General features: G+C 72.6%; 6 protein-coding genes. 3 read left to right on the top strand and 3 right to left on the bottom strand.

What is annotated here, in order from left to right; genetic code table 11:
* Positions 1-469 (bottom strand): DUF6597 domain-containing transcriptional factor (locus AB0C29_RS29050; protein WP_360826546.1); only part of this gene is annotated, 469 nt, incomplete at its 3' end.
* 74 nt (positions 470-543) lie between these two features.
* On the opposite strand from AB0C29_RS29050, the gene AB0C29_RS29045 reads away from it, so the two are divergent.
* On the top strand, positions 544-1,614 hold the full coding sequence (locus tag AB0C29_RS29045) for a DNA polymerase ligase N-terminal domain-containing protein (RefSeq protein ID WP_360826543.1): 1,071 nt from the start codon (positions 544-546) through the stop codon (positions 1,612-1,614).
* A gap of 173 nt (positions 1,615-1,787) precedes the next feature.
* Complete coding sequence (locus AB0C29_RS29040; RefSeq protein ID WP_360826540.1) at positions 1,788-3,134, top strand: MGH1-like glycoside hydrolase domain-containing protein; 1,347 nt, start codon at positions 1,788-1,790, stop codon at positions 3,132-3,134.
* A 4-nt stretch (positions 3,135-3,138) separates the two neighbouring features.
* Here AB0C29_RS29040 and AB0C29_RS29035 read toward each other — a convergent pair whose 3' ends face one another.
* Both AB0C29_RS29035 and AB0C29_RS29030 read right to left on the bottom strand, forming a co-directional pair.
* Entirely contained in the window at positions 3,139-3,732 is a 594-nt protein-coding gene (locus AB0C29_RS29035) for an MBL fold metallo-hydrolase (RefSeq protein WP_360826537.1), read from the bottom strand.
* The gene (locus AB0C29_RS29030; RefSeq protein WP_360826534.1) at positions 3,729-4,817 is read right to left on the bottom strand and encodes an S-(hydroxymethyl)mycothiol dehydrogenase; all 1,089 of its coding nucleotides are present in this window, start codon (positions 4,815-4,817) and stop codon (positions 3,729-3,731) included. Before AB0C29_RS29030 ends, AB0C29_RS29035 begins: the two co-directional genes overlap by 4 nt.
* 65 nt (positions 4,818-4,882) lie before the next feature.
* Here AB0C29_RS29030 and AB0C29_RS29025 point away from each other — a divergent pair.
* Positions 4,883-6,171: TPM domain-containing protein (locus AB0C29_RS29025; RefSeq protein ID WP_360826531.1), on the top strand; the 1,289-nt coding region annotated here is incomplete at its 3' end.

Genomic DNA, 6,171 nt, shown 5'->3' with positions numbered 1-6,171 from the left:
CCGCCCGGTCGTCGCGGCGGCGCCCCCCCAAGGGCGCGGCCCCCCCAACGAAGCGCCCGGCCCGGGCGCCGGCCGCCACCGCGACCATCGCCGGATCCGGCTCCTGCCAGTGACGCCGCGCGAAGTCCTCGAGCGCGGCGAGGGGGTCGGTGGCCTCCGACAGCCGGCGCTGCTCGGTCGCGGGGCACACCGCGTCGAGCGGCACCTGCTGGTCGGTGAACTCGTCGGCCGGGATGCCCAGCACGCCGGGGCCGGTGCCGACCGCGAAGCGCAGGGCGAAGAAGCGGCTGCCGGGAGGGGCGGTGCCGAGCTGGGCGGTGGTGTCCGGGCCGGCGATGAAGACGGCACCGTCGTGCCAGATCAGGTCCATGCAGCCGTCCGGCAGGATCCGCGTCGGCGGGCAGCCCGGCGGGACCGTGCTGCGCCACGCGATCACATGCGGAAGCTTCGCGGCCCATTCGACGTACATGCCCCAGACCTTGGCACGGGGGTGCGACAAGTTCTCCGAATGACAACCGTGTAACTCCGGCGGACAATTGGGTGGTGACCGACCAGCTGGACGAATACCGGCGTAAGCGCGACGCCCGCCGTACCCCCGAGCCCGTGCCCCGCGGCCGGCCCCGGCCGACCAGCGGAAACAGGTTCGTGATCCAGCAGCACCACGCCCGCAGCCTGCACTGGGACGTGCGGCTCGAACGCGACGGCGTGCTGGTCTCCTTCGCCGTCCCGCGCGGGCTGCCCCGCGACCGCGGCCGCAACAACCTGGCCAAACACACCGAGGACCACCCGCTGGAATACCTCACCTTCGCCGGCGAGATCCCGGCCGGCGAGTACGGCGGCGGCCGGATGTCGATCCATGATCACGGCACCTACGAGACCGACAAGTGGCGCGACGACGAGATAGGTGTCACTTTTCACGGCGAGCGCACCAGCGGGCGCTACGTCTTCTTCCAGACCGGCGGCAACGACTGGATGGTCCGCCGGATGGACCCGGCCGAGCCGGGCTGGCAGAGCATGCCCGAGGCCGTCGAGCCCATGCTCACTGCCCGGGCCGCCGGGCTGCCACCCGACGACGAGGACTGGGGGTACGAGCTGAGCTGGGCCGGCCGCCGCACCCTGGTGTACGTGTCCGGTGGCCGGGTCCGGCTCGCTACGGCGGACGGCACGGACGTGACCTCGTGGTATCCGGAGTTACGCCCGCTGGGCGAGGCGCTGGCCCCGCTGGAGGCCGTCCTGGACGGGGAGATCGTGGCCTTCGACGGGCCCCGGATCGCGCCCGAGCTGCTGGAACGCCGCAAGCCACCGCGTGATTCAGCGGCCGCCCGCCGCGCCGCGGAACGGACGCCGGTGCAGTTCCTGGCCTACGACCTGCTGTGGCTGGAGGGCCATTCCACGGTGGAGCTGGTGCGCTACGCGGAACGGCGGGAACTGCTCGACGGGCTGAACGTGAGCGGCGACAACTGGCAGACCCCGCCGTACTTTCCGGGTGGCGGCACCTTCGCGCTCGACACCGCCCGGGCCCAGGGGCTGACCGGCGTCGTTGCGAAACGGCTCGACTCGCCGTACCTGCCGGGCCGGCGCAGCCGGTTGTGGCTGGCCATCGACGCCGGCTGAGCGCAATTCCGGGTACGGCGTACCAGATGTCCGTACCGGTGGGCTTGCAGCCGTTTTTCCTTGATCCGAGCCGGGCGCACCCGATGAAGGGGTTTACCGGTCCCGGCGACGGAAAGGGCTATACCTGAATGCGTTGCCCGAAGCTCGAGCCGCCCACCGCTGTGAATTCGGATATGTCTGCAGATCTCTGGAACTCCGCCGCTCAGGTCCTCGACACCAACTGGTCCACCGATCACATGGTTCCCTCGCGGGGCCTCTACCCCCACCAGTGGAGCTGGGACGCCGCGTTCATCGCTGTCGGGCTCGCCTACGTCAACCCGACGCGCGCCTGGCGCGACCTGCGGAGCCTGTTCGAGGCGCAGTGGCCCGACGGCCGGGTGCCCCACATCGTCTTCGATCCGCGTACTGCGGAGGACGACTACTTCCCGGGGCCGGGCTTCTGGAACGTGCCCGCGTACGGTGGCCGCCCGGCCCGCGGCAGCACCGGCCTGGTGCAGCCGCCGCTGCACGCGCTCGCCGCGTGGGAGGTCTACCGGCGCGCCGCGGCGCACGGCGTGGCCTGCGCCCGCGAGGCCGGCGACCAGCTCGCCTGGCTCTATCCGCGGCTGGTCGCGCAGCAGGAATACCTGACCGGGCGCCGCGACGCCGGCGGTGACGGGCTGGCCAGCATCGTGCATCCGTGGGAGTCGGGGCTGGACAACAGCCCGTCCTGGGACGCCGCCCTGGCGGCCGTGCCGGCCGACCTGACGCTGCTCCAACGCTTCCGGCGGCGGGACATCGAGAACGCCGACGCGGCGCACCGGCCCACCGACGCCGACTACGCCCGGTACGTCGGCCTGGTGGTCGACTACCGCGACGGCGGCTACTCGGACGTCGAGCTGGCCCACCGGCACGCGTTCGTGGTGGAGTGCCCGTCGTTCAACACGATCCTCGCGGCGGCCGAGCTGGCCCTGGCGCACATCGCCGCGGTGGTCGGGGCGGATCCCGTGCAGCACCGGCAGCGCGCGAAGCGGATCACCCGGGCGATCTCCGAGCACCTGTTCGATCCGGAGACCCGCACGTTCCGGTCGCGCGACGTGCGCACCCGTACGCTCAGCCCGGCCCGGTGTGTCAACGGCCTGGTGCCGCTGCTGTTGCCCGGCCTGCCCGCCGGGCAGGTCGAGGCGATCATGGCCGAGGCCGGCTCGCCGCGCTTCGGCCTGCCCGCGCAGACCGGGCTGCCGGTGCCGAGCTACGACCGGACCGCGCCTGATTTCGACCCGCTGCGGTACTGGCGCGGACCGGTCTGGATCAACATCAACTGGCTGCTGCGGCGCGGCATGCTCGTGCACGGCTACCTCGACGAGGCCGAGGACCTGCGGCTGGCGATGATCCGGCTGGTGCACACCTCCGGGCACTTCGAGTACTACCACCCGCGGACCGGGGCGGGGATCGGCGCCCCGACGTTCAGCTGGACCGCCGCCCTCGCCCTCGACCTGCTGGCCGACCGCAGCGTGCCCGCCTACGCCCGGGCCGCCTGAGCGCTCAGAACTCCTCCGCCCGCACGGTCGTGTCCGCGCCGTGGCCGGTGTGCACGACCGTGTCCGGCGGCAGCGTGAGCAGGCGCTCGCGGATCGAACGCTCGATCGTCGGCCGGTCACTGTGCGAACGGCCGGTCGCGCCCGGACCGCCCTGGAAGAGGGTGTCCCCCGTGAAGACGCAGCCCAGCGCCGGCGCGTAGAGGCAGACGGCGCCCGGGCTGTGTCCGGGCGTGTGCAGCACCCGCAGCACCTCACCGGCGACGGCGATCTCGTCACCGTCGGCCAGCGGCGCGGGCATCGGCTCGCTGGGGTGCACCAGCTTCCAGAGCACCTCGTCCGCCGGGTGCAGCAGCAGCGGGGCGCCGGTCTGCCGGGCCAGCTCCGGCGCGACCCGGACGTGGTCGTCGTGGGCGTGGGTGAGCACGATCGCGACGATCCGCCGGCCGCCGACAACGTCGAGGATGGTCCGGACGTCGTGCGGGGCGTCGATCACCACGCACTCCTCGTCGTCGCCGACCACCCAGACGTTGTTGTCGACGTCGAAGGTCTCCCCGTCCAGCGAGAACGTGCCGTGCGTCACCGCGTGGTCGACCCTCATGAGAAGAGCACCACCGAACGCAGCACGCCGCCCTGGTGCATCTTGGTGAACGCGTCCTCGACCTGGTCCAGGCGGATCTCCTCGGACACGAAGGCGTCCAGGTCGAGCCGGCCCTGCAGGTAGAGCTCGGTCAGCATGGGGAAGTCGCGGGTCGGCAGGCAGTCGCCGTACCAGCTGCTCTTGAGCGCCCCGCCGCGGCCGAAGATGTCCAGCAGCGGCAGCTCGACGGTCATCTCCGGGGTCGGCACGCCGACCAGGACCACGGTCCCGGCCAGGTCGCGGGCGTAGAACGCCGTCTTGTACGTCTCCGGGCGGCCCACCGCCTCGACCACGACGTCGGCCCCGTGGCCGCCGGTCAGCTCCTGCACGGCAGTGACCACGTCCTGCTCGCGCGCGTTGACGGTGTGCGTCGCGCCGAACTTGCGGGCCCACTCCAGCTTCTGCGGGTCGGTGTCGACCGCGATGATCGTCGTGGCCCCGGCCAGCGCGGAACCGACGATCGCGCCGTCGCCGACCCCGCCGCAGCCGATCACGGCCACCGAGTCGCCGCGGGTGACCCCGCCGGTGTTGATCGCCGCGCCGATGCCGGCCATCACACCGCAACCGAGCAGGCCGACAGCGGCGGGCCGGGCCCGCGGGTTGACCTTGGTGCACTGGCCGGCGTGCACGAGCGTCTTCTCCACGAACGCGCCGATGCCCAGCGCCGGGGACAACTCGGTGCCGTCCTCGAGCGTCATCTTCTGCGTCGCGTTGTGGGTGTTGAAGCAGTACCACGGCTTGCCCTTGCGGCAGGCCCGGCAGTCGCCGCAGACGGCCCGCCAGTTGAGCACGACGAAGTCACCCGGGACGACGTCGGTGACCCCGGCGCCGACGGACTCCACGATCCCGGCGGCCTCGTGGCCGAGCAGGAACGGGAAGTCGTCGTTGATGCCGCCCTCGCGGTAGTGCAGGTCCGTGTGACAGACCCCGCAGGCCTGGATCTTGACCACGGCCTCCCCGGGACCGGGATCCGGCACGATGATCGTGGCCACCTCGACCGGCGCGCCCTTGGCCCGGGCGATGACTCCGTTGACTCGCTGACTCATGGTTCCCACCTTCTCACCTCCGGCTCACCGCGCGGGTTGTCGGACCCAGGATCTAAGTTGAGGTGGTGACCGTCCTGCGCCGCACGCTGCTCGCCGTCCTGGCCCTGCTCCTGGTGCCCGCACCGGCCTGGGCGGAGGCACCGATGCGGGTGCCGGCGCAGGTGACCGATGAGGCAGGCGCCCTGGGCAGCCGCGCGGCCGCGGTCGACACGGCGCTGGCCCGGCTGCAGTCCGACACCGGCATGCAGCTCTTCGTGGTGTTCGTGGAGTCCTTCGACGGCACGCCGGCCCAGACCTGGACGGACGAGACAGCCCGGCTGAGCGACCTGGGCGAGCGCGACGCGCTGCTCGCGGTGGCGACCCGGGATCGCTCGTACGCGTATTCGTTCCCCGACGACTCCCGCTTCTCCAACGCCGAGCTGGCCGACGTGGCCGGCAACGACATCGAGCCGGCGCTGTCCCGCGGCGACTGGTCCGGCGCGGTGATCGCCGCCGCAGAAGGCTATTCGGAGGCGGCCGCAGGCTCGAGCGGGTCACTGATCTGGGTGCTGATCCTGCTCGCGGTGATCATCGCGGGCGCGCTGATCTGGGTGCTGCTGCGCCGCCGCCGCCGGGCCCGGCCGGCCCCGCCGCAGGTCACCGGCCCACCGACCGAGGAGCTGACGGCCACGGCCAACGCCCTGCTCATCGAGCTCGACGACGACCTGCGGGCCAGCGAGAGCGAGCTGGCGCTGGCCGCCGCGCAATACGGCCCGGAGGCGACGGCACCGTTCCGGGCTGCGCTGGACGCGTCCCGGCAGGACGTCGCCGAGGCGTTCCGGCTGCGGATGACGCTCGAAGAGGAGCCGGCGCCGGACGAGGAGACCCGCCGCCGCACACTCGGCGAGATCATCGCGAAGTGCCGGGCCGCCGACGAGCGGCTGGACGCGGAGTCCGAGGCATTCGACCGGCTGCGCGACCTGGAGGGCCGCGCGGAGCAGGTGGCCGACGAGGTGGACCGGCGCCGGGCGGCGGTCGAGGCCGCCCTGCCGGCGGCGGCTGAGGCCCTGCAAGACCTGACCCACCGGTACGCGGGACCGACGGTCACCGGCATCTCGGCGAATCTCGATCAGGCTCGGGAGCGGGTCCGGTTCACGGGTGAGGCGGTGGGGCGGGCTCGCGCTGCTCTGGCCGGGAGTCCGGCAGCCGGGGTCGCGAGTCCGGCTGCCGGGGCCGGGTCGGTGGGCGGGGGCCGGGCTGAGGCTGCGCTGGCTTTGCGGGCCGGTGAGCAGGCTGTCGAGTGGTCCAGGATGATCTCCTGGTACAGCTGGTCGATCATCAGGCGAACACCTTCCGCACCTGCTCCAGACCGCGC

This window comes from Actinoplanes sp. NPDC048791 (assembly GCF_040650095.1).
In the GTDB taxonomy this organism is placed as follows: domain Bacteria; phylum Actinomycetota; class Actinomycetes; order Mycobacteriales; family Micromonosporaceae; genus Actinoplanes.
This window is presented reverse-complemented; position numbering and strand designations above follow the sequence as displayed.

Excerpts from the sequence above, each read along its gene's own strand:
- AB0C29_RS29040 (WP_360826540.1), top strand. The coding sequence starts at position 1,788 with ATGTCTGCAGATCTCTGGAACTCCGCCGCTCAGGTCCTCGACACCAAC.
- AB0C29_RS29035 (WP_360826537.1), bottom strand. The coding sequence starts at position 3,732 with ATGAGGGTCGACCACGCGGTGACGCACGGCACGTTCTCGCTGGACGGG.
- AB0C29_RS29030 (WP_360826534.1), bottom strand. The coding sequence starts at position 4,817 with ATGAGTCAGCGAGTCAACGGAGTCATCGCCCGGGCCAAGGGCGCGCCG.